General features: G+C 62.6%; 16 protein-coding genes. 5 read left to right on the top strand and 11 right to left on the bottom strand.

All coding sequences use genetic code 11. The features are described from left to right. Nucleotides 1-87: 87 nt before the first annotated feature. The 4 genes from LOY26_RS20685 to LOY26_RS20670 all read left to right on the top strand — a co-directional run bounded on the left by LOY26_RS20685 (nucleotide 88) and on the right by LOY26_RS20670 (nucleotide 4,458). Nucleotides 88-630 (top strand): UPF0149 family protein, encoded by a 543-nt coding sequence (locus LOY26_RS20685; protein ID WP_186658228.1) that lies wholly within the window; start codon nucleotides 88-90, stop codon nucleotides 628-630. A 161-nt stretch (nucleotides 631-791) separates the two neighbouring features. Continuing rightward, a complete protein-coding gene (locus LOY26_RS20680; protein WP_186658231.1) occupies nucleotides 792-1,421 on the top strand; it encodes a glutathione S-transferase family protein in 630 nt (209 codons plus the stop codon). Between the two features lie 27 nt (nucleotides 1,422-1,448). Continuing rightward, nucleotides 1,449-3,479 (top strand): pyridoxamine 5'-phosphate oxidase family protein, encoded by a 2,031-nt coding sequence (locus LOY26_RS20675; protein WP_258714051.1) that lies wholly within the window; start codon nucleotides 1,449-1,451, stop codon nucleotides 3,477-3,479. Between the two features lie 82 nt (nucleotides 3,480-3,561). Beyond that, nucleotides 3,562-4,458 carry a LysR family transcriptional regulator gene (locus LOY26_RS20670; protein ID WP_033699904.1) on the top strand — a complete coding sequence of 299 codons (897 nt, stop codon included), beginning with the start codon at nucleotides 3,562-3,564 and terminating at the stop codon, nucleotides 4,456-4,458. Nucleotides 4,459-4,593: 135 nt separating this feature from the next. On the opposite strand, the gene LOY26_RS20665 is transcribed toward LOY26_RS20670, so the two are convergent. The 9 genes from LOY26_RS20665 to LOY26_RS20625 all read right to left on the bottom strand — a co-directional run bounded on the left by LOY26_RS20665 (nucleotide 4,594) and on the right by LOY26_RS20625 (nucleotide 14,454). Next, nucleotides 4,594-5,463 carry an aldose 1-epimerase gene (locus tag LOY26_RS20665; RefSeq protein WP_258714050.1) on the bottom strand — a complete coding sequence of 290 codons (870 nt, stop codon included), beginning with the start codon at nucleotides 5,461-5,463 and terminating at the stop codon, nucleotides 4,594-4,596. A gap of 25 nt (nucleotides 5,464-5,488) precedes the next feature. Next, nucleotides 5,489-6,412: a DMT family transporter gene (locus LOY26_RS20660; protein WP_186665687.1), complete on the bottom strand. Its 924-nt coding sequence runs from the start codon at nucleotides 6,410-6,412 to the stop codon at nucleotides 5,489-5,491. Nucleotides 6,413-6,463: 51 nt separating this feature from the next. Beyond that, the gene (locus LOY26_RS20655) at nucleotides 6,464-7,744 is read right to left on the bottom strand and encodes a TRAP transporter large permease (protein ID WP_186658253.1); all 1,281 of its coding nucleotides are present in this window, start codon (nucleotides 7,742-7,744) and stop codon (nucleotides 6,464-6,466) included. Further along, complete coding sequence (locus LOY26_RS20650; protein ID WP_186665689.1) at nucleotides 7,745-8,272, bottom strand: TRAP transporter small permease; 528 nt, start codon at nucleotides 8,270-8,272, stop codon at nucleotides 7,745-7,747. A gap of 65 nt (nucleotides 8,273-8,337) precedes the next feature. Next, nucleotides 8,338-9,309 (bottom strand): TRAP transporter substrate-binding protein, encoded by a 972-nt coding sequence (locus LOY26_RS20645; protein ID WP_033699894.1) that lies wholly within the window; start codon nucleotides 9,307-9,309, stop codon nucleotides 8,338-8,340. 65 nt (nucleotides 9,310-9,374) lie between these two features. Continuing rightward, a complete protein-coding gene (locus LOY26_RS20640; RefSeq protein WP_258714049.1) occupies nucleotides 9,375-10,253 on the bottom strand; it encodes a glucurono-1,5-lactonase in 879 nt (292 codons plus the stop codon). Between the two features lie 25 nt (nucleotides 10,254-10,278). Continuing rightward, nucleotides 10,279-11,085 carry an NAD(P)-dependent oxidoreductase gene (locus LOY26_RS20635; protein WP_033699892.1) on the bottom strand — a complete coding sequence of 269 codons (807 nt, stop codon included), beginning with the start codon at nucleotides 11,083-11,085 and terminating at the stop codon, nucleotides 10,279-10,281. A 256-nt stretch (nucleotides 11,086-11,341) separates the two neighbouring features. Beyond that, nucleotides 11,342-12,580 (bottom strand): OprD family porin, encoded by a 1,239-nt coding sequence (locus tag LOY26_RS20630; protein WP_258714048.1) that lies wholly within the window; start codon nucleotides 12,578-12,580, stop codon nucleotides 11,342-11,344. Between the two features lie 395 nt (nucleotides 12,581-12,975). Continuing rightward, the gene (locus LOY26_RS20625) at nucleotides 12,976-14,454 is read right to left on the bottom strand and encodes a PLP-dependent aminotransferase family protein (protein WP_258714047.1); all 1,479 of its coding nucleotides are present in this window, start codon (nucleotides 14,452-14,454) and stop codon (nucleotides 12,976-12,978) included. Between the two features lie 101 nt (nucleotides 14,455-14,555). Here LOY26_RS20625 and LOY26_RS20620 point away from each other — a divergent pair, with 101 nt between their 5' ends. Beyond that, entirely contained in the window at nucleotides 14,556-15,017 is a 462-nt protein-coding gene (locus LOY26_RS20620; RefSeq protein ID WP_033699887.1) for a GNAT family N-acetyltransferase, read from the top strand. Between the two features lie 206 nt (nucleotides 15,018-15,223). Here the strand turns inward: LOY26_RS20620 and LOY26_RS20615 are convergent, their stop codons facing one another. Beyond that, nucleotides 15,224-16,474, bottom strand: a complete 1,251-nt coding sequence (locus LOY26_RS20615; RefSeq protein WP_033699886.1) for a ribonucleotide-diphosphate reductase subunit beta — start codon at nucleotides 16,472-16,474, stop codon at nucleotides 15,224-15,226. Between the two features lie 586 nt (nucleotides 16,475-17,060). After that, the gene (locus LOY26_RS20610; RefSeq protein ID WP_033699885.1) at nucleotides 17,061-19,940 is read right to left on the bottom strand and encodes a ribonucleoside-diphosphate reductase subunit alpha; all 2,880 of its coding nucleotides are present in this window, start codon (nucleotides 19,938-19,940) and stop codon (nucleotides 17,061-17,063) included. Nucleotides 19,941-19,993: the final 53 nt, after the last annotated feature.

The following is a 19,993-nucleotide window of genomic DNA, read 5'->3' as shown; positions in this document are numbered from 1 at the left end:
CGAATGCTTTGCGGCAGGCAACAAATACTTCGATCCATTTCCTCATATGCTAGGGTGCAGGCCAAATCTTCACCCTAGGATCCCCACATGCTCCGCGCCCTCAGCGAAAAAGAACTCCACCGCCTTGAAGACCTGCTGATCACTTACGGCAACGATTATTCGGTGATCAACCTGGCCGAGCTCAATGGCTTTTTCACCGCCCTTGCCAGCTCGCCGGTCACTGTCCACCCCGAACAATGGTTACCTGCCGTTGCAGGTGGCAAGGTGCCAAATTTCAAGAAGCCTGCGCACGAAGAGGCCTACACGGCGCTGATGTTGCGTTATGCCAGCCAGGTGGCGGAAGAGCTCGCTGACAACGTCGATCACTTCGAGCCGGTATTCGAAGAAGGTGAAGACGGAGTGATCATCATGGAGGAGTGGTGCTTCGGTTACATGCGCGGCACCCAGGTCGCAGGCTGGAGCGAGTTGCCTGCGGAGCAGGATCCCCTGCTCAAAGCGATCTCGCTGCACGGCCTGGAAGACAATTTCGAGTTGCTCGACCAAATGAGCGAGGACGACATTCAAGCCTGTGTCCCCCATGTAATCGACGCGGCACGCGCGTTGTACCGTTTCCATCGTCAGCGTCATTGAAGCGACCGCATCCCCTGTAGAAGCGGCCTGATGTCGCTTCTACCCCGATTGTTTCGCTGATCGAAATTATCGTTTCCCTCCCGCGCTAATTCTGTTGCCTGTCGAATCAGTTCAACATGGCCTCCATCAGCCCATTCCGGTGCTGTCCAGGAGCCAAGCCCATGTCGAGCCCAATCAAACTCTACAACTTCCCCAAGTCCGGCCACGCCCACCGCATTGAGCTGATGCTCTCGCTGCTGAACCTGCCCACCGAGCTGGTCTTCGTCGACCTGGCCAAGGGTGCGCATAAGCAGCCCGAGTTCCTTGCCCTCAACCCGTTCGGCCAAGTCCCCGTCATCGATGACAACGGCACGGTCGTCGCCGACTCGAATGCCATCCTGGTGTACCTGGCCAAGCAGTACGACAACGGCACCTGGTTGCCCGAGGAACCCGCAGCCGCAGCCCGCGTGCAACACTGGTTATCGGTTGCAGCAGGGCCCTTGGCGTTCGGCCCGGCCGCCGCTCGCCTGGTCACCGTGTTCGGTGCTTCGTTCAACACCGATGAAGTCATCGGTCGTGCCCATACCCTGCTCAAGGTGATTGACGCCGAACTGGCCAAGTCCCCCTTCCTGGCTGGCAGCACGCCCACCATCGCCGACGTCGCCAACTATTCCTATATCGCCCACGCACCGGAAGGCAATGTCTCGCTGGAGCCTTACGCCAACGTGCGCAGTTGGCTGGCGCGGGTCGAGGCGTTGCCAGGTTTCGTGCCGATGCCACGCACTGCGGCGGGCCTGCAAGCCACCGTTTAAGCCCCAACCCTTCCGAGGAATGCCACCATGCATCAGCTACCAGGCCATCGCTCGTCACCTTGGCACAGCGGTGAGAAGACCCTGCAGGAAAAGGTCGGTGTGTCGGAGCGCATGGAGGTGTTCGGGCAGAAGGTAATCCGCGACCACATGCCCGATCAGCATCGCGCGTTCTATCAGCAACTGCCGTTCATGGTGGCGGGCAGCGTGGATGCCTATGGCAAACCTTGGGCGACGCTGCTCGAAGGCCCGGAAGGCTTCGTCAGCTCGCCCCACCCGCGGCAGCTGATGATCGATGCGGACATCAACGCAGATGACCCTGCCACACAAGGCCTGGCGGGCGGGCAGGCGATCGGGTTGCTGGGCATCGAACTGCATACCCGCCGGCGCAACCGCATCAACGGCATGATCAGCCAGGCAACCAACGGCCAGCTGCAAGTAACCGTGGAGCAGTCGTTCGGCAACTGCCCGCAGTACATTCAACGGCGCGACTACACCCGTATCGATGAGCCCGCACAAGGTCGCTTCGATGCGACAGCACTCGATACCCGCGCCGTTGCCATGATCGAGCTGGCCGATACCTTCTTCGTCGCAAGCTACGTGGACCACGAAGACGGCCAGCGTTCGGTGGACGTGTCCCACCGCGGCGGCCGGCCAGGGTTCGTCAAGGTCGAAGGCAACCGCCTGAGCATTCCCGACTACGCTGGCAACCTGCACTTCAACACGCTGGGCAACTTGCTGGTCAACCCCATGGCTGGCTTGCTGTTCATCGACTTTGCCACGGGCAATGTACTGCAGTTGTCCGGGCGTGCCGAGGTGATACTGGACAGCCCTGCCATCACCGCCTTCGAGGGGGCCGAGCGGCTGTGGACCCTGGAGGTCGAGCAGGTGGTGTGGCGCCCGGCAGCGGTGTCGTTGCGCTGGGCGTTCCAGGAATACGCGCCGACCAGTCTGATGACCGGTACCTGGGCAGAGGCCGACGCGCGCCTGCAGCAGCGCGAGCGCCAGCGCCAGTGGCTGGCGTGGCGCGTGGTGCGCCTGGAGCAGGAGAGCCGAGATATACGCTCCTTCTACCTGGCGGCAGATGCACCCGTGCAGTTTGCGCCGGGGCAGCATATCCCTGTGCGTATCGCGCTGGGCAGTGACGCCCCGCTGGTTCGCACTTACAGCGTCTCCAGCGCGCCGTCGGACGGCTACCTGCGCATCAGCGTCAAGGCTCAGGGCCCGGCCTCGCGCTATCTGCATGAACGCATCGCCGTGGGGGATCTGCTTGACGTGCGGCTGCCCATGGGCAGTTTTACCCTGAATGAGCAAAGCGAGCGGCCGATCGTACTGATCGGCGCGGGCGTGGGCATCACCCCACTCATCGCCATGTTGCGCGAGCAATTGGCCAAGCGTCAGGCACGGCGTATTCACCTGTTTCACGGTGCCCGCAGCCTGGCGGATTTACCGTTCCAGCAAGAGCTGGCCAGCCTGCAGCGGCAGGCTGGCGCGCTGTTGGGCCTGTACCGCTGCCTCAGCCAGCCTGAAGCAGAGGCTGTGCTGGGCCGCGACTACGAACATGCTGGCCGGTTGGGCATCGAGCAGGTGAAGGCCACGCTGACGCTGGATGACTATGACTTCTACCTGTGCGGCCCCGCCCGTTTTACCCAGGACCTGTACGAAGGGCTGCGTACCGTGAACGTGCCCGACGCCCGCATCCATGCCGAAGCCTTCGGGCCCTCGACGCTCAGGCGGCACACCGATGACGACCAGCCTGTGCTGCATCAGCCGCCGGCTGCCAGCGCACCCGTGCCGGTGTACTTTGCCAGCTCGGCCAAGGAGGCGCGCTGGGCACCGGGCAGCGGGACCTTGCTCGAACTTGCCGAAGCGCGCGGGCTGTCGCCGGACTTCAGTTGCCGGGGCGGTTCGTGTGGCACCTGCAAGACCCGGGTAGTGAGCGGCCAGGTGCATTACACCAACCCACCAGCGGAAATGCCTGATGAGGGCACAGTGTTGATCTGCTGTGCAGTACCTGCCAACGTGGGGGAGGGCGGGCAGGCCCTGGTGCTGGAACTTTGATGCGGTCTGCAAGGGCTCTTGCAGCAGCACAAAACCTGCTGATACCCGATAATCCCCCAACCCCCGACGCCCAGGAGCTGGCATGGACCACATCCACCTGATGAAGGTATTCGTCGCGGTCGGCGAGCTGGAAAGCTTCGCCGCCGCCGCCCGCCGGCTGGACATCTCGCCTGCGGCGGTGACGCGTGCCGTCAGTGCACTGGAAGAGCAGTTGGGTGTCAAGCTGCTGCTGCGCACCACACGCAGCGTGCGCCTGACCGAGGCGGGAGGCCGCTACTTGGAAGACACCCGCCACATACTTGCCAGCATCCTCGAAGCCAACGAGGCGGCCGCTGGCATCAACGCCACGCCCAAGGGCGACCTGGCCGTCACCGCGCCGATCCTGTTCGGCAAGAAGTTCGTCATGCCGTGCATCGTACGGTACTTGCAGCAGTACCCCGAAGTGGATGTATCTGCCTACTTTCTCGACCGCATCGTCAACATGGTCGAGGAGGGCATGGACGTGGCCGTGCGCATCGGCCCGCTACCAGACTCGGGGCTGAAGGCACTGCGGGTGGGCAGGGTGCGGCGCATGCTCTGCGCCTCGCCCGACTACCTGGCGCGCCACGGCGTACCGCAGCACCCCTCGGATTTGCCGGACCATGCGGTAATCGGCACCACCAACCTTTCACCCCGGGCGGGTTGGCGCTTCGGCGTCACCGATGAACCGACCTTGGTGCGCATGAAGCCCCGGCTGACGGTGACCAGCAATGACGGGGCGATTGCCGCAGCCAGCGGTGGGTTGGGGATTGCACGGTTGTTGTCTTACCAGGTGGCGGACGAGGTGGCGAGTGGGCAATTGCAGGTGATTCTTGCCGAGTACGAGGAGGCGCCCTGGCCGATTCATGTGTTGCACCGTGAGAGCAAATACGGATCGGCCAAGGTGAGGGCATTCATCGACATGCTGGCCCATGAACTGCGGGCTCAAGGATTGGATTGAGGTCGTACAACTAGCCATTTCTCTGCCGGAAGTGCCGGTGCTGCCTTGGCCACGGGCTAGCAGAGCATGGTGTTCACCTTGGTGTTCGGCATCCTGGTGACGCAGATTGGTTACAGCCCGCTGCAGGCAAACCGGTTACAAGGCCTGGTATTGCATCCTGAAGCCCAGGCTCATTTCTTCACCCTGTTGCAGCAAGCGCAAGCCTGGTCGCCCGGGCAGGTGGTGCGCATTGATCGGGTGGCTGACCGGTTCAAAGCAGAAGAACGCCTTGCCCGGTGGGCAGAACAACAAAAAGTGCTCACAGCCACTGGCCGTGCAGGCCAGCGAATAGCCCGCGCTGGGCTGTTCGATCACGCAACTGCCAGGCCAACCCCCAAACGCATGATCGACACCCGTCGCTGGCAACGCGCCCGGCGCCTCGAAGCACCAGTCTGCAGGCACCTCTGCCAGGTGTGACGGCAGCCGGCCGTCTTCCGCCAGCCACACATGCTGCGCCGCTGCCTGTAGCCGGGTGTCGGGGTAGCGGGGGAAGTAAGGGTGCAGCCCCAGTCCGTACCAGGTGGCAGCTTCGTCCAGGTGGGTCACATGCAAGTCAAGGTTCAGGCAACCCTCATGCAGGTGTACATCCAGCGTCGCCCGGTAGGCAAATGGCAGCGTACTGTCGAGCGACAGCCGGGCGCGGCGCTCGCTGTGGTGGTCCACATGCCAGGCCTGCTGCCAGGCGCTGCCATGAATCGGGTAAGGGTCGTGGGCGGTGTTGGGCGGCAAGGCCAGCCAGCCCTCGGGCCGTGCGAAGCCCCCTTCGGCAATCCGGTTGGACCACGGCGCCAACGGGTAGCAGGCCAGCTGCCGCGGCGTACCGCTGGCCAGCGCGGCGGGGTCGGAGTGGCGCAGTAGCGCCTGCCCGGTCGCCTTCACCTGCCAGTTGATCAGGCTGGCGCCCAGGTCGGGCGTTAGGCACAATCGGGTCAGGTGGTCTTGCAGGTGCAGTTCGGTCACAGCCATCAGTGGCTCCTTCGAAAGTGTGTGGTCAGCTCGCCCGGCGGTAGGTCAGCAGCACGATGCCGCACACCACCACGGCCCCGCCGATCAACTGCAGGGTGCTCAGGCGTTGATCGAGCAACGCCCAGCCCAGCAGCAAGGTGGCGATCGGCTCGATATTCATCACCGGCGCGTTCTGCGCCATGTTCAGCCGTGGCACACAGACAAACAGCAGGGTAAAGGCCACGCCATACAGCACCACCAGGCTGGCCAAGGCCGCCCAGCCGCTGGCGCTGGCAGGCATCGACAACCCCGAAGGCATCACCCCGCTGACGCCGGCGACCAGCATGCTGGAGAACACGATCAGCAAGGTCAGCAGGCTGCGTACCGGGCCGCGCACGGCTGCCAGTTTGTGATCGGTGATCCACAAGGCGCAGGCGAAGACACATGCAGCGCAGAATGCCAGGCTGACACCCAGGGCCCAGTGCGGGTTGGCATCGCCACTGTCGGCCAGCCGTGCCGGCACATCCAGCGCCAGCACCAGGCCACAAAGGATCAGGCCCATGAACAGCACGGTACGGCCGGTCGGGCGCGCACCGCCCAGCGCCCAGCTGAGCAGTGCCAGCAACATCGGGAAGGTATTGCCCACCAGCAGCGCCAGTGCCACCGGAATGCGCGCCACCGCCGAATACAGGCACAGGCTCTGCGTGGCAATCAGCAGGCCGAGCAGCAATTGCCAGCGCCGTGTGCCCGCCGGCATGCCGAGTGCCTGGCGCTGCCACAACAGCAGGCCAGCCAGGACCAGGAAGGTAATGCCTGAGCGGCAGAGGATCGCCAGCAGCACGCCGGTGCCGTCATCGAACGCGATGCGCGCGGCGATGTGGTTGGCGGCGAACGCGCACGCCAGCAGCGCCAGCAGTGCAATTGCCAGCTTGCGCGGAAAGAGGGTTGCGACAGAAGAGGGAACAGCCATGTGCAGGATCCATTTGCAGAGAACGGGGCTGCAGCGCAGCCCCATTGGCATTTACAGCACGACGCTCGGCAGCCACAGCGAGATGGCCGGGATGTAGGTCACGGCCATCAACACCATGAACAGCGCCAGGTAGAACGGCAGCAGCGCCTTTATCGTGGCCTCGATGCTCACCTTGCCGATGGCCGCCCCCACGAACAGCACCGCACCCACCGGTGGTGTGATCAGCCCGATGCCGAGGTTCACCAGCATGATCATGCCGAAGTGCACCGGGTCCACGCCGATGCCGGTAATCACCGGCAGCAGGATTGGGGTGAGGATCAGGATCAGCGGCGCCATGTCCATCACCGTGCCCAGCAGCAACAGCATGAAGTTGATGCACATGAGGATCACATAGCGGTTGTCCGACAGGGTCAGGAACGCTGTGGTGATCTTCGAGGGGATCTGCATCAGCGTCATCACGTAGCCAAAGCTTGCGGCAAAGCCGATCAAGATCATCACGATCGAGATGGTGCGTACCGTGCGGTGCATCAGCTTGGGCAGGTCACGCCACTTGTAGTCGCGGTAGATGAACATGGTCACGAAGAACGACCAGACCACCGCCACGGCTGCCGACTCTGTCGCGGTGAACACGCCCGACAGAATACCGCCGAGGATGATGACCATCGCCATCAACCCCCACAGCGCCTCACCGGCGATCTTCAATGCCTGGCGAAGCGGGATCACTTCGCCTTTGGGGTAGTTGCGTTTCTTCGCGAAGATCAGGCACAGCCCCATCATCACTGCGCTCAGCAACAGCCCGGGCATGACCCCGGCCATGAACAGCGAGGCGATCGACACCGTGCCGCCGGCGGCCAGCGAGTACAGCACCGAGTTGTGGCTGGGCGGGGTCAGCAGCGCCTGCACCGAGCCACTGACGGTCACTGCGGTAGAGAACTCACGCGGGTAGCCCTTGCGCTCCATTTCCGGGATCAGCACCGAACCTACCGACGCGGTGTCGGCTACGGAAGAGCCAGAGATTGCGCCAAAGAACGTCGAGGCCATGATGTTGACCAGCGACAGCCCGCCGCGCACGAAGCCTACCAGCACCCCGGCGAACGCCACCAGCCGGCGTGACATGCCGCCTTCGGCCATGATCGCGCCGGCCAGCACGAAGAACGGAATCGCCAGCAGCGAAAACTTGTTAACCCCACTGGCGACCTGGATCATCATCGCCTGCAGCGGGATGTCGATCCACCAGGCGCCGATCAATGCCGATAGGCCCAGCGCATAGGCCACCGGCATGCCGATCAGGATCAGCGCGATGAAACTGCCCAACAGAATGAACGCATCCATTTACGCAGCTCCTTCGTTTTCTTCGACCAGGTCAAAGCGCACCACCTTGCGGTTGCTTTGATCGCCCAGCAGGAGTTTTTCCAGCACGAACACCAGCGTCAGCACGCCACCGATCGGGATCGGCGCGTAGGTCATGCCCACCCGCACACCGGGCAGCGAGGCCAGCGACTGGTTCCAGGTGGTGATGCACAGCCTGGTGCCGTAGTAGGTCATGAACACGCACACCACGATCATCAGCAGTTGCACCAGCAGCGCGACCAGCTGGCGCTGCAGCGGTGGCAAACGGTCGGTGATCATCCCCACCGCCATATGCGCCCCGGCGCGGTAGCTGGCGGCGGCACCGACGAAAGTGAACACCACCATCAGCAGGATCGAGACTGGCTCTGGCCAGCTGGAGCCGGTGCCCAGCACGTAGCGGGCGAAGATGCCCCACGGAATGATCAGCGTCATGGCCAGGATCGACAGGCCCGCGATCCAGATGCAACTGCGGTACAGCGTGTCGTTCACGCTCAGGAAAAGCGATTTCATAGGCATCACCAAAGCGGCAGTGCGGCGGCCGCCGCACTGCCGAGGTCGTCTTGGAAGGGGCGGTATTACTGGACGGCGTCGATACGCTTCATCAGGTCGGCGTACGGCGCGCCGTACTTCTCGCGCACCGAAGCAGTGGCCTCGAAGAACGGTTTCTTGTCGACGGTGATGAACTCGACACCTGCAGCCTTGAGCTTCTCTTCGCTGGCGGAGGACTTGGCGTCCCACAGCGCACGTTCTTCCATCTGCGCCTCACGCGCGACCTTCTTCACCAGTGTTTGCTGTTCGGCGGTGAGTTTGTTCCAGGTGGTCTTGGACATCACCACCGGCTCCGGCAAAATCAGGTGGCCGGTAAGGGTGTAGTACTTGGCGCTCTGGAAGTGGTTGTGTTCGAGCAGGGTCGGCGGGTTGTTTTCGGCGCCGTCGATCACGCCCGTCTGCAGGGCGCTGAAGATCTCGCCGGTGTCCATGGCGATGCCGTTGCCACCCATGGCGTTCATCATGTCGATGAACAACGGGTTGCCCTGCACGCGGATCTTCATGCCCTTGAGGTCTTCCAGGCTGCGTACCGGTTTTTTCGTGTAGATGCTGCGCGAGCCGCCATCCATCCAGGCCAGGGCTACCAGGTTGAATTCGGAGTTGGTGATCTTGTCGAGGATCTCTTGGCCGATGTCGCCGTCGATGATCTTGCGCATGTGCTCATGGTCGCGGAACACGAACGGCATGTTGAACACGTTCACATCCGGCACCACCGGGCCGACGATACCCAGGCTGACCCGAGTCATCTGCACGGCACCGATCTGCGCCTGCTCGATCACTTCCTTCTCGGAGCCGAGTACCCCGCCGGCGAACATCTTGAAGGTGATTTCGCCATTGCTGGCGGCTTCGAGCTTCTTGCCCATGTTCTGTTCAGCGACCACGGTCGGGTAGCCGGCCGGGTGGATTTCGGCGAACTTGATGTCCAGCGCGGAGGCCGGCATCGACAGGCTGAAGGCGAAGGGGAGTACGGCAAGGAGCAGCTTGCGTTTGAAGGTCATGATGAAACTCCGTGGTTTTTATTATCCGGTTTCGTTTGTGCGAGCGTTGTTGGCAGTGCGGTTGTTCAGCCTCGGTAGGCGGGCTCCTCCAGGCCTTTGACGCCGAGTTCGAAGGCAAATACCCCACCGGCCAGCGGCTGGTCGGAGAGGTCGATGCCCGCAGGGCGGATCGAGGTGACGAACAGGGTGTCCAGGTTGGCGCCGCCAAAGGCGCACATCGCGGGTTTCTTCACCGGTAGGTTCAGTGAGCGGTCGAGGCGGCCATCGGGGGTGAAGCGGTGGATCTGGCCGGCGTCGTTGCCGCAGATCCAGTAGCAGCCATCCTGGTCGATGGCGGCGCCGTCTGGGCGGCCGGGGAAGGCCTGCATGTCGACGAACAGGCGTTTGTTGTGGGGCGTGCCGCTGTCGATGTCGTAGTCGAAGACCCAGATCTTCTGCACGTTGGGGTGCGAGTCCGAGAGGTACATGCGCGTGCCATCGGGGCTGAAGGCCAGGCCATTGGGCACGATCATGCCGTCCTGCTGCAGGTGCAACTGCCCTTCGCCGTCATGCCGGTACAGCGCCCCGACCGGGGCGCCCTGGGGCATGTCCATCAGCATGGTGCCGGCCCAGAAACGGCCTTGGCGGTCGCAGCGGCCATCGTTGAAGCGCATGCCGCCCATGGCATGTTCGACGCGACTGAGCAAACGGCTGTCGAGGCTGCCATCGGCCTGGGTTTCGAGCGCGAAGATGCCGCTTTCCATTCCTGCAACCCAGCCCTGTTCGGTGCGTGCGATGCAGGCCAGCATTTCGTCACCTTGCCAGGTGTGGTGGGCACCGTCGGGCTGCCAGCGATGTAGCTGGCGGGCGGGGATATCGACCCAGTACAGGGCTTGTTCGGTGGGGTGCCACACAGGGCTCTCGCCGGTACCGTTGCGGGCGTCGACGATCAGTTCGCAATTCATGGCCGTGTCTCCTGGCGCGCTGGGGTCAGTTGAACGGTCCGGCCACGGCGAAGGCGCCGCCCTGATAGACCATGCTCGGGTCATCGGCGGCAGGCGCCGGTTGCGCTTCAACCGCTTCGCGGAACACCTCGGAGGTGTCTTTGGGCTCATAGCCCAGGTGCGCGGCATGGCGGTTGTCCCACCACACGGTGCGGTTGTCGGAGGCGCCATAGACGACGGTGTGGCCGACGTCGGGCGTGAACAGCCCGCGTTCGATCAGTTGCACCAGGTCGTCGTAGCTGAGCCAGGTGCACAACATGCGCGGGTTCTGCGGTTGCGGGAACGACGAGCCGATGCGGATGCTCACGGTCTCGATGCCATAGCGGTCGAAGTAGAAGCTGGCGACATCCTCGCCATAGCACTTGGACAGCCCGTAGTAACTGTCGGGGCGGCGCGGGGCGTGGGCGTCGATGCGCTCGTCCTGGCGGTAGAAGCCGATAGTGTGGTTGGAGCTGGCGAAGATGATGCGCTTGACCCCATGCTTGCGCGCCGCCTCGTAGACGTGGAACACGCCGCAGATGTTGGGGCCTAGGATGTCTTCGAACGAATGCTCGGTGGACACGCCGCCGAAGTGGATGATGGCGTCTACGCCTTCGACCAGTGCATGCACAGCGGCTTTGTCGGCGAGGTCGCAGGTCACGACTTCTTCATGCGGGCCCGCGGCGGGCGCCATCGGGCTGATATCGGAAAGGCGCAGGACCTCGGCGTAACCTTGCAGGCGTTCGCGAAGGACCTTGCCCAGGCCGCCTGCGGCTCCGGTGAGCAGCAGGCGATTGAGGGGGGTAGTGGTCATGGCCGGCTCATTGTTAGTTGTTGTAGGTTGTCGTATGACTTCGTTGATTATTGGCAGTGGCGTTGGCTGTTGTCAATGAGGCGTGTGCGGCTTTCGCCTGGCTAGGTGGTCAACTGTAGGAGCGGCCTTGCGTCGCGAAAGGGCTGCGCAGCGGCCCCGGAACTCTACCGGCCCCGCCATTGCTGGGCCCGCTTTGCGGGCCTTTCGCGACGCAAGGCCGCTCCTACACAAGGCCGTTGCTACAGGGACGCCTGGGTTACAACAGCGACAGGGGGTAGTTGAAGATCAACCGGTTCTCATCGAACTCGTTGTTGCTGTAATCCCGGCGAATACTCGAGTTACGCCACTTCACACTCAAGTCCTTGAACGCCCCGCTCTGGATCACATAGGCCAGCTCCGTCTCGCGCACCCATTCCTTGCCATCGGTAACCGCCCCTGTGTGCACATCCTGCCCGCTGATGTAGCGGTTCATCAATGTCAGCCCAGGCACCCCGACGGTGACGAAGTTGAAGTCGTGCCGCACCTGCCACGACCGCTCGTTGGCGTTATCGAAGCTTGAGTTGTAGCTGTCGTTGGCCAGCGTCCCGCCGCTGGTGCCGTTGACCCGCATCCAGGTATCGCCATCGACCTTCTGCAGGCCGACCCAGAAGGTGTTGCCGCCGTACTTGGCCGAGAACATCCCCGAATAGGTCTTGTTGTCCAGCTGCCCGGCACGTTCGGAGCCGTCTTCATCGCCATGGAAGTAGCCCAGGTTGGCACCCAGGGTCCAGTCACCCACTGGCTGGCTGTGGCTCAACTGCAGGTACTGCTGCTGGTAGACGTCCTTGAGCACTGCATTCCATAGCCCGACCAGCGTGCGGTCCTGGTTGAACTTGTATTCGCCGCCGACGAAGTTGAAGCGGTCCGAAAGCCCACCGCCGTAGCTCATGTCCTCCATGCTCGCGTCGTTGCGCGGGCTGTTGCCACGGAACTGCCCGCCATACAGCGTCAGCCCGGCGATCTCGTTGGAGGTGACCTGCCCCCCGCGGAACGTCTGCGGCAGCGAACGGCCATCGTCGGAACGCAGAATCGGCAGCACCGGCATCCATTCCCCGATCTTCAGCTCGGTCTTTGAGATGCGCGCCTTGCCTGCCACCGCCAGCCGCCCGTAATCATCGGCCGGCTGCCCATCGTCGTGGCGCGGCAGCAGCGCGGTGCCGTAGGTGCCGCCACCGCCATCGAGCTTGACCGACCACAGCCCCAGCACATCCACACCGAACCCCACCGGCCCCTCGGTGAACCCCGAGCGGGCATCGAGGATGAAGCTCTGCGTCCATTCCTCGGCCTTGCTTTGCGGGTTGCTGGGGTTGGTGAAGTTGCGGTTGATGTAGAAGTTGCGCAGGCCGAGCGTGGCCTTGGAGTCTTCGATGAAGCCCGCCGCCACGCTGGTGCCCGGCAGGCTCCCGAGCATGCCGGCGCCCAGCAGGGCAAAGGGGAGGATTTGGCAGATTTTCATTATTGTTGTGCTCCACAAAAGGGTGTGGCAGCCCGTCCACCGGGCACGCGCAAGCGGCCTGCGGCGAGGGCGGGTGGGTAACGGACCGGTCAGGGCCTAGGGGGTGAAAACGGGACAGGCGAGCGGCGAGGGTAGTGCGCGAGGTGTGTCGACATGGGATTTTCCACTGATTGTTGTTTTTGTTATGCGTTGTCGTACAACTTGGGCGATTTTTAGCAAGTGGGGAGGGGGATGTCAACGCTTTGTGGTGCGATGGCTTTGTGGAGGTACTATGACTTTGGTTATGGTGCAGGTTCTCGACGGGGATCGCGAATAGGCTGGCGGGTGTATGCCTGTGAGTGTTGCAGCGCCTGTGAACCCCCAAAACGGCACCCGAAGGTGGCGGCAGCCAGCCCCTATTCCACCCGCGCAAACACCTTCGCCAGCGCCTCCACCGCTACCCGCATCTCGGCTGGCGTCTGCGCCGCGAACCCCATCAACAGGCCGGTATCATTGCGCGGCGTCGCATACAAACTGCCGAGCCCCAGCAGATCAATCCCTACCGCGCGCGCCGCCTTGACCACCGCCTCTTCAGGCAAACCCTGCACGAAATGGCAGGGCATCTGCAGCCCGCCGGCCGGGATGCACGGCGCTAGAAACGCCCCCAGATGCTTGTGCACGAGTTCAGCCAGCACGTCCCGTCTCTCGGCATACAACGCCCGCATGGCCCGCACGTGAGCCGTGTAATGCCCGCCCTCCATGAACCTTGCCAAGGTCAGTTGCGCAATGGACGCGTTATGCCCGTCCTGCAGCGTACGTGCGCTGGTCATCGGGGCGACGAGCGAGGGGGGCAACAGCAGGTAGCCGATACGCAGGCCGGCAAACAGCGACTTGGTGAAGGTACCGATGTAGAGCGTGCGGTCATGCGCGTCCAGGCCCTGCACACAGGCAGTCGGCCGGCCTTCGTAGTGGAACTCGCTGTCGTAGTCGTCTTCGATGATCCAGGCTCGCTGCTGCCGGGCCCATTCGATCGCCTGCAGGCGCCTGTCCAGCGACAAGGTCGCGCCGGTGGGGTATTGGTGGGAGGGCGTAAGAAAAACCGCCCTGGCATTGACGGCCAGCCGCGCCATGTCCTCTACCCGCATGCCGTTTTCATCCACCGGCACGGGCACGCCTGCCAGGCCTGCGGCGGCGATGGCTTTGCGGGTGCCTTGGTAGAGCGGGTCTTCGACCAGCACCTGATCGCCGGCATCCATGAGCACTTGGGCGCACAGGCCAAGTGCCTGCTGCGAGCTGGTGAGGATCAGCACCCGATCGGCAGTCGCCTGAGCCCCCCGTTCGAGGTTGAGGTAGTCAGCGATCGCGCTGCGCAGCGCAGGCATGCCTTGTGGCGCACTGTGCTCCAGCGCCTGGGTGCCATATTCCTTGTAAACCTGGCGCTCCAGCTTCTCCCAGGTTGTGAGGGGAAACTGCCGGGTCTCGGCAACCCCCGGTGCGAACGGGCGCGGCCCCTGGAAGTTGTTCACGCCCCCGCTGTGCAGCACGGCCATTGCTCTGCGGCTCAGGTGAGCTGGCTCATCGCAGAGCACCTCGCGTTGGCGCTTGCGCCGCGGCAGGTGCCGCGCGCGTTGTGACACGAAGCTTCCGCTGCCCACCCGGCGCTCGATGAAGCCCTCTGCATGCAACTGGCTGTATGCCGCCTCGACGGTATCCCGCGAGACGCCCAGGGAAAGCGCCAGCGGGCGTGAAGCCGGCAGCGACTTGCCGACCGGCAATGCGCCCTCAAGGATCAATTGGCGAATCGCCCTCTGGATCCGTACGTGTAGCGACAACGCCCCATGGGCGGGGTCACTCATCCAGGCTTTCACCGATTGCAACTGTGCATGTTTGAACATTGGTCTGCTTCACTTGCGAAAAGTGGCGGGGCTATTCAGGCCATTCTATCGCTATAAATGCACCTGTTTTCCGACCATTCCCACATTGAGAGGGGTTCACCATGACAGTTGCACAAACATTGGTTTCGGTTCGCGAGTTGAAGCAGAGCGATTTGCAGCAATGGAGCGCGTATTGGGAGCAGTATCAGGCGTTCTACAAAGTAGAGCTGAGCAAGGCCACGACCGAACTGACCTGGGCCCGTTTCTTCGACCCGGCCGAGCCCGTGCACTGCGCCGTGGCCACGGACGGTGAGCGGGTGCTCGGCTTCGTCCATTATGTGTTCCATCGCTCGACCTGGGGGCGTAATGACTTCTGCTACCTGGAAGACCTGTTCGTTTGCCCGAGCACACGGGGCAAGAAGGTGGGCAAGCAGTTGATCGAGTTTGTGCAGGGCCAGGCGCAGGAGAAGGGCTGTGACCGGCTCTACTGGCATACCCAGGAAACCAACCAGACCGCACAGCGGCTGTACGACTGGATCGCTGAAAAGCCGGGGGTGATCGAATACCGGATGGCGCTGGCTTGAATGCGAGCTGACCCACCTGGTTTGTTCAGCCCGGCGCATATCCTGTGGGAGTGGGCATGCCCTGGGTACACACCGAAGACATGATTTACCCGCCAAGGCGGCAGCACACAGTACTGTTACCAAGGCACGGGATTGATTGATCACTAACGTACAGCCCAAAAAAAAGGCTGCCAATTGGCAGCCTTCTTGTTTCTCAGCCCGGACAATCAATCCCAGCTCAAAGCCCCGCCAGTCTGATACTCGATCACACGCGTCTCAAAGAAGTTCTTCTCCTTCTTCAAGTCCATGATCTCGCTCATCCATGGGAACGGGTTGGTGGTGCCTGGGTACTCTTCCTTCAGGCCAATCTGGGTCAGGCGGCGGTTGGCGATGAACTTGAGGTAGTCCTCCATCATCGCGGCGTTCATGCCCAGTACGCCACGCGGCATGGTATCGCGGGCGTATTCGATCTCCAGTTGGGTCCCTTGCAGGATCATCTGGGTCGCTTCTTCCTTCATCGAGGCATCCCACAGGTGCGGGTTCTCGATCTTGATCTGGTTGATCACGTCGATACCGAAGTTCAGGTGCATCGACTCGTCACGCAGGATGTACTGGAACTGCTCGGCAACGCCGGTCATCTTGTTGCGGCGGCCCATCGACAGGATCTGGGTGAAGCCGCAGTAGAAGAAGATGCCTTCCAGTACGCAGTAGTAGGCGATCAGGTTGCGCAGCAGCTCTTTGTCGGTTTCCGGGGTGCCGGTGTTGAATTCCGGGTCGGAGATGGCGCGGGTGTACTTCAGGCCCCAGGCGGCTTTTTTCGCGACCGACGGGATCTCGTGGTACATGTTGAAGATCTCGCCTTCATCCATGCCCAGCGACTCGATGCAGTACTGGTAGGCGTGGGTGTGGATCGCCTCTTCGAAGGCCTGGCGCAGGATGTACTGGCGGCACTCCGGGTTGGTGATCAGGCGGTACACGGCCAGGGCCAGGTTGTTGGCAACCAGGGAGTCGGCGGTGGAGAAGAAGCCCAGGTTGCGCATGACGATGCGGCGCTCGTCTTCGGTCAGGCCGTCCTGGCTCTTCCACAGGGCGATGTCGGCGGTCATGTTGACCTCTTGCGGCATCCAGTGGTTGGCGCAGCCGTCGAGGTACTTCTGCCAGGCCCAGTCGTACTTGAACGGTACCAACTGGTTGAGGTCGGCGCGGCAGTTGATCATGCGCTTTTCGTCGACCGCAACGCGGGCAGCGGAGCCTTCCAGCTCGGCCAGGCCTTCGGCAACGTCGAGGGCGTCGAGGGCGGCCTTGGCGCGTTTTACGGCTTCGGAGTCAGAAGCGGTAGCAGCACGGGCTTCCAGGGCGGCGGCACCGCCGGCGCTGTCGAGCTTGTCGAGGGTGGCGGCGGCGTTGGCCTGCGCAGGGGTGTTGCCTTTGGCGGCTACTTCGCCGTCTTCGTTGTCGAATTCGTCCCAGCTCAGCATGGTTTGGCTCCTGCTTGAGGGTTGCCCTGAGGCAACCGGTTGGATTTTAAGAATGTGATGCCTGACGCAAGGCCGTTACGGCGAATGGACAGCTCGAGAGGCTGACTCTCGTTACATCTGACGTGTGCCTGGCCAGGCCTCGGGGAGGGGCCAGGGACTTGAATGGGTGCCCTTTTCAGAGGGGGCGCAGTATACCGGAATTCGTCTTCGATCGGGGCGCGTGTCTGGCGGTCGGGGGTAACTTTTTCGACCGGTTTTAGGTGCGTCCGTTCACGAGGCTTGTGTCGGTATTTACGGGGTGGAAGTGTAGCGGTAAAAAGCGCATGTCACTACATGTTGTGTTTTTTAATTTTAGCGGCACATTATGTTGTGTCTGGCGCGATTCTTGTAGGAGCGGCCTTGTGTCGCGAAAGGGCTGCGTAGCGGCCCCATCGATACCCGCGGCGACGCTCAAATCCTGGGGCCGCTGCGCAGCCCTTTCGCGACACAAGGCCGCTCCTACAGAACCGCGTTCAGCCGGCCACTGTGCAGATACAAAAATGCCGCAAAGGGGTACCCGTGGGCACCCCTTTTGCGGCATCAGGCCTTACTGGCAGGCTTCGCAGTCAGGCTCGTCGATCGCGCAAGCTTTCGGCACTGGTGCCGGGCCGGCAGCCTGGACCGGGGCGCTGTCGCCGCCGCTGGAAACGGCGTTGAGCTTGCCGGTGTTGATGGTCGACTTCTCGGTGCTGGTCGCGGCCAGGGCACGGAGGTAGTAGGTGGTTTTCAGACCACGGTACCAGGCCATGCGGTAGGTCACGTCCAGCTTCTTGCCCGAAGCGCCGGCAATGTACAGGTTCAGCGACTGAGCCTGGTCGATCCACTTCTGGCGACGCGAGGCGGCATCGACGATCCACTTGGTCTCGACTTCGAACGCAGTGGCGTACAGGTCTTTGAGCTCTTGTGGAATACGCTCGATCTGCTGCACCGAACCGTCGTAGTACTTCAGGTCGTTGATCATGACCGAGTCCCACAGGCCGCGGGCCTTCAGGTCGCGGACCAGGTACGGGTTGATCACGGTGAATTCGCCCGACAGGTTCGATTTCACGTACAGGTTCTGGTAGGTCGGCTCGATGGACTGCGATACGCCGGTGATGTTGGCGATGGTCGCGGTCGGCGCGATGGCCATGATGTTCGAGTTACGAATACCTTTTTGTACGCGAGCACGCACCGGTGCCCAGTCCAGGGTCTCGTTCAGGTCGACATCGATGTACTTCTGGCCACGGGCTTCGATCAGGATCTGTTGCGAATCCAGCGGCAGGATGCCCTTGGACCACAGCGAACCTTGGAAGGTCTCGTAGGCGCCACGCTCGTCGGCCAGGTCGCAGGAAGCCTGGATCGCATAGTAGCTGACCGCTTCCATCGACTTGTCGGCGAACTCGACGGCAGCGTCGGAGCCGTAGGCGATGTGCTGCAGGTACAGTGCGTCCTGGAAGCCCATGATGCCCAGGCCGACCGGGCGGTGCTTGAGGTTCGAGTTACGCGCTTGTGGCACCGAGTAGTAGTTGATGTCGATCACGTTGTCGAGCATGCGCACGGCGGTATTCACGGTGCGTTGCAGCTTGGCGGTGTCCAGCTTGCCATCGACAATGTGGTTCGGCAGGTTGATCGAGCCCAGGTTGCAGACCGCGATCTCGTCCTTGTTGGTGTTCAGGGTGATCTCGGTGCACAGGTTCGAGCTGTGGACCACGCCCACGTGCTGCTGCGGCGAACGCAGGTTGCACGGGTCCTTGAAGGTCAGCCATGGGTGGCCGGTCTCGAACAGCATCGACAGCATCTTGCGCCACAGGTCTTTGGCCTGAATGGTCTTGAACACCTTGATCTTGTTGTACTCGGTCAGGGCTTCGTAGTACTCGTAGCGCTCTTCGAAGGCCTTGCCGGTCAGGTCGTGCAGGTCTGGCACTTCCGACGGCGAGAACAGGGTCCACTTGCCGTCATCGAAGACGCGCTTCATGAACAGGTCAGGGATCCAGTTGGCGGTGTTCATGTCGTGGGTACGACGACGGTCATCACCGGTGTTCTTGCGCAGCTCGATGAATTCTTCGATGTCCAGGTGCCAGGTTTCCAGGTAGGCACAGACAGCGCCCTTGCGCTTGCCGCCCTGGTTGACCGCAACGGCGGTGTCGTTGACCACTTTCAGGAAGGGTACGACGCCCTGGGATTTACCGTTGGTGCCCTTGATGTAGGAGCCCAGTGCACGCACAGGGGTCCAGTCGTTGCCCAGGCCACCGGCGAATTTCGACAGCATGGCGTTGTCGTGGATCGCGTGGTAGATGCCCGACAGGTCGTCCGGCACGGTGGTCAGGTAGCAGCTGGACAGCTGCGGGCGCAGGGTACCGGCGTTGAACAGGGTCGGGGTCGAGGCCATGTAGTCGAAGGACGACAACAGGTTGTAGAACTCGATCGCACGGGCTTCTTTTTCTTTCTCTTCCAGCGCCAGGCCCATGGCCACGCGCATGAAGAACACCTGTGGCAGCTCGAAGCGCACGCCATCCTTGTGGATGAAGTAGCGGTCGTACAGGGTCTGCAGGCCCAGGTAGGTGAATTGCTGGTCGCGCTCGTGGTTGATCGCCTTGCCCAGTTTTTCCAGGTCGAAGTCGGCCAGGGCCGGGTTCAGCAGTTCGAACTCGATACCTTTGGCGATGTAGGCGGGCAGGGCCTTGGCGTACAGCTCGGCCATCTCGTGGTGGGTGGCGCTGTCGGCAACGCTGAGGAAGCCCAGGCCTTCGGCACGCAGGGTGTCCATCAGCAGGCGGGCGGTGACGAACGAGTAGTTCGGCTCACGCTCGACCAGGGTACGGGCGGTCATCACCAGGGCGGTGTTGACGTCCTTGATGGCCACGCCGTCGTACAGGTTCTTCAGGGTTTCGCGCTGGATCAGGTCGCCATCGACTTCGGCCAGGCCTTCGCAGGCTTCGCTGATGATGGTGTTCAGGCGCGCCATGTCGAGCGGCGCCATGCTGCCGTCGGCCAGGGTGATGCGGATGCTTGGGTGCGGCTCGACCACAGCGTCGGTGTTGGCGCGGGTGGCGCGCTCTTTCGCGCGCTGGTCGCGGTAGATCACGTAGTCGCGGGCGACTTTCTGCTCACCGGCACGCATCAGGGCCAGTTCGACCTGGTCCTGGATTTCTTCGATGTGGATGGTGCCACCCGATGGCATGCGACGCTTGAACGTGGCGGTGACTTGCTCGGTCAGGCGCGCGACGGTGTCGTGGATGCGCGACGAGGCGGCGGCGGTGCCGCCTTCAACTGCGAGGAACGCCTTGGTGATGGCCACGGTGATCTTGTCGTCGGTGTAGGGGACGACAGTGCCGTTACGCTTGATCACGCGCAGTTGGCCGGGCGCGGTGGCAGCCAGATCCTGGTTGGCATCGGCGGCCTGCGGCACCTGGGCCTGCGGGTTCTCGCGAGTTGTGTCGGTTTGCATGGGTGGGTGTCTCCACAGTTTCTATATTGTACAGGCGCCTTTTGAGCGCCCAC

Origin of the sequence: Pseudomonas sp. B21-047, from assembly GCF_024748775.1 — a bacterium.
Taxonomy (GTDB): domain Bacteria; phylum Pseudomonadota; class Gammaproteobacteria; order Pseudomonadales; family Pseudomonadaceae; genus Aquipseudomonas; species Aquipseudomonas capeferrum.
The sequence above is the reverse complement of the archived record's forward strand: the minus strand, read 5'-3'. Positions and strand labels throughout refer to the sequence as shown.

Bases quoted from the DNA above. Each gene is read 5' to 3' on its own strand.
- LOY26_RS20615 (WP_033699886.1), bottom strand. From the start codon at position 16,474: ATGCTGAGCTGGGACGAATTCGACAACGAAGACGGCGAAGTAGCCGCC.
- LOY26_RS20660 (WP_186665687.1), bottom strand. From the start codon at position 6,412: ATGGCTGTTCCCTCTTCTGTCGCAACCCTCTTTCCGCGCAAGCTGGCA.
- LOY26_RS20680 (WP_186658231.1), top strand. From the start codon at position 792: ATGTCGAGCCCAATCAAACTCTACAACTTCCCCAAGTCCGGCCACGCC.
- LOY26_RS20670 (WP_033699904.1), top strand. From the start codon at position 3,562: ATGGACCACATCCACCTGATGAAGGTATTCGTCGCGGTCGGCGAGCTG.
- LOY26_RS20655 (WP_186658253.1), bottom strand. From the start codon at position 7,744: ATGGATGCGTTCATTCTGTTGGGCAGTTTCATCGCGCTGATCCTGATC.
- LOY26_RS20675 (WP_258714051.1), top strand. From the start codon at position 1,449: ATGCATCAGCTACCAGGCCATCGCTCGTCACCTTGGCACAGCGGTGAG.
- LOY26_RS20635 (WP_033699892.1), bottom strand. From the start codon at position 11,085: ATGACCACTACCCCCCTCAATCGCCTGCTGCTCACCGGAGCCGCAGGC.
- LOY26_RS20640 (WP_258714049.1), bottom strand. From the start codon at position 10,253: ATGAATTGCGAACTGATCGTCGACGCCCGCAACGGTACCGGCGAGAGC.
- LOY26_RS20630 (WP_258714048.1), bottom strand. From the start codon at position 12,580: ATGAAAATCTGCCAAATCCTCCCCTTTGCCCTGCTGGGCGCCGGCATG.
- LOY26_RS20685 (WP_186658228.1), top strand. From the start codon at position 88: ATGCTCCGCGCCCTCAGCGAAAAAGAACTCCACCGCCTTGAAGACCTG.
- LOY26_RS20610 (WP_033699885.1), bottom strand. From the start codon at position 19,940: ATGCAAACCGACACAACTCGCGAGAACCCGCAGGCCCAGGTGCCGCAG.
- LOY26_RS20620 (WP_033699887.1), top strand. From the start codon at position 14,556: ATGACAGTTGCACAAACATTGGTTTCGGTTCGCGAGTTGAAGCAGAGC.
- LOY26_RS20625 (WP_258714047.1), bottom strand. From the start codon at position 14,454: ATGTTCAAACATGCACAGTTGCAATCGGTGAAAGCCTGGATGAGTGAC.
- LOY26_RS20665 (WP_258714050.1), bottom strand. From the start codon at position 5,463: ATGGCTGTGACCGAACTGCACCTGCAAGACCACCTGACCCGATTGTGC.
- LOY26_RS20650 (WP_186665689.1), bottom strand. From the start codon at position 8,272: ATGAAATCGCTTTTCCTGAGCGTGAACGACACGCTGTACCGCAGTTGC.
- LOY26_RS20645 (WP_033699894.1), bottom strand. From the start codon at position 9,309: ATGACCTTCAAACGCAAGCTGCTCCTTGCCGTACTCCCCTTCGCCTTC.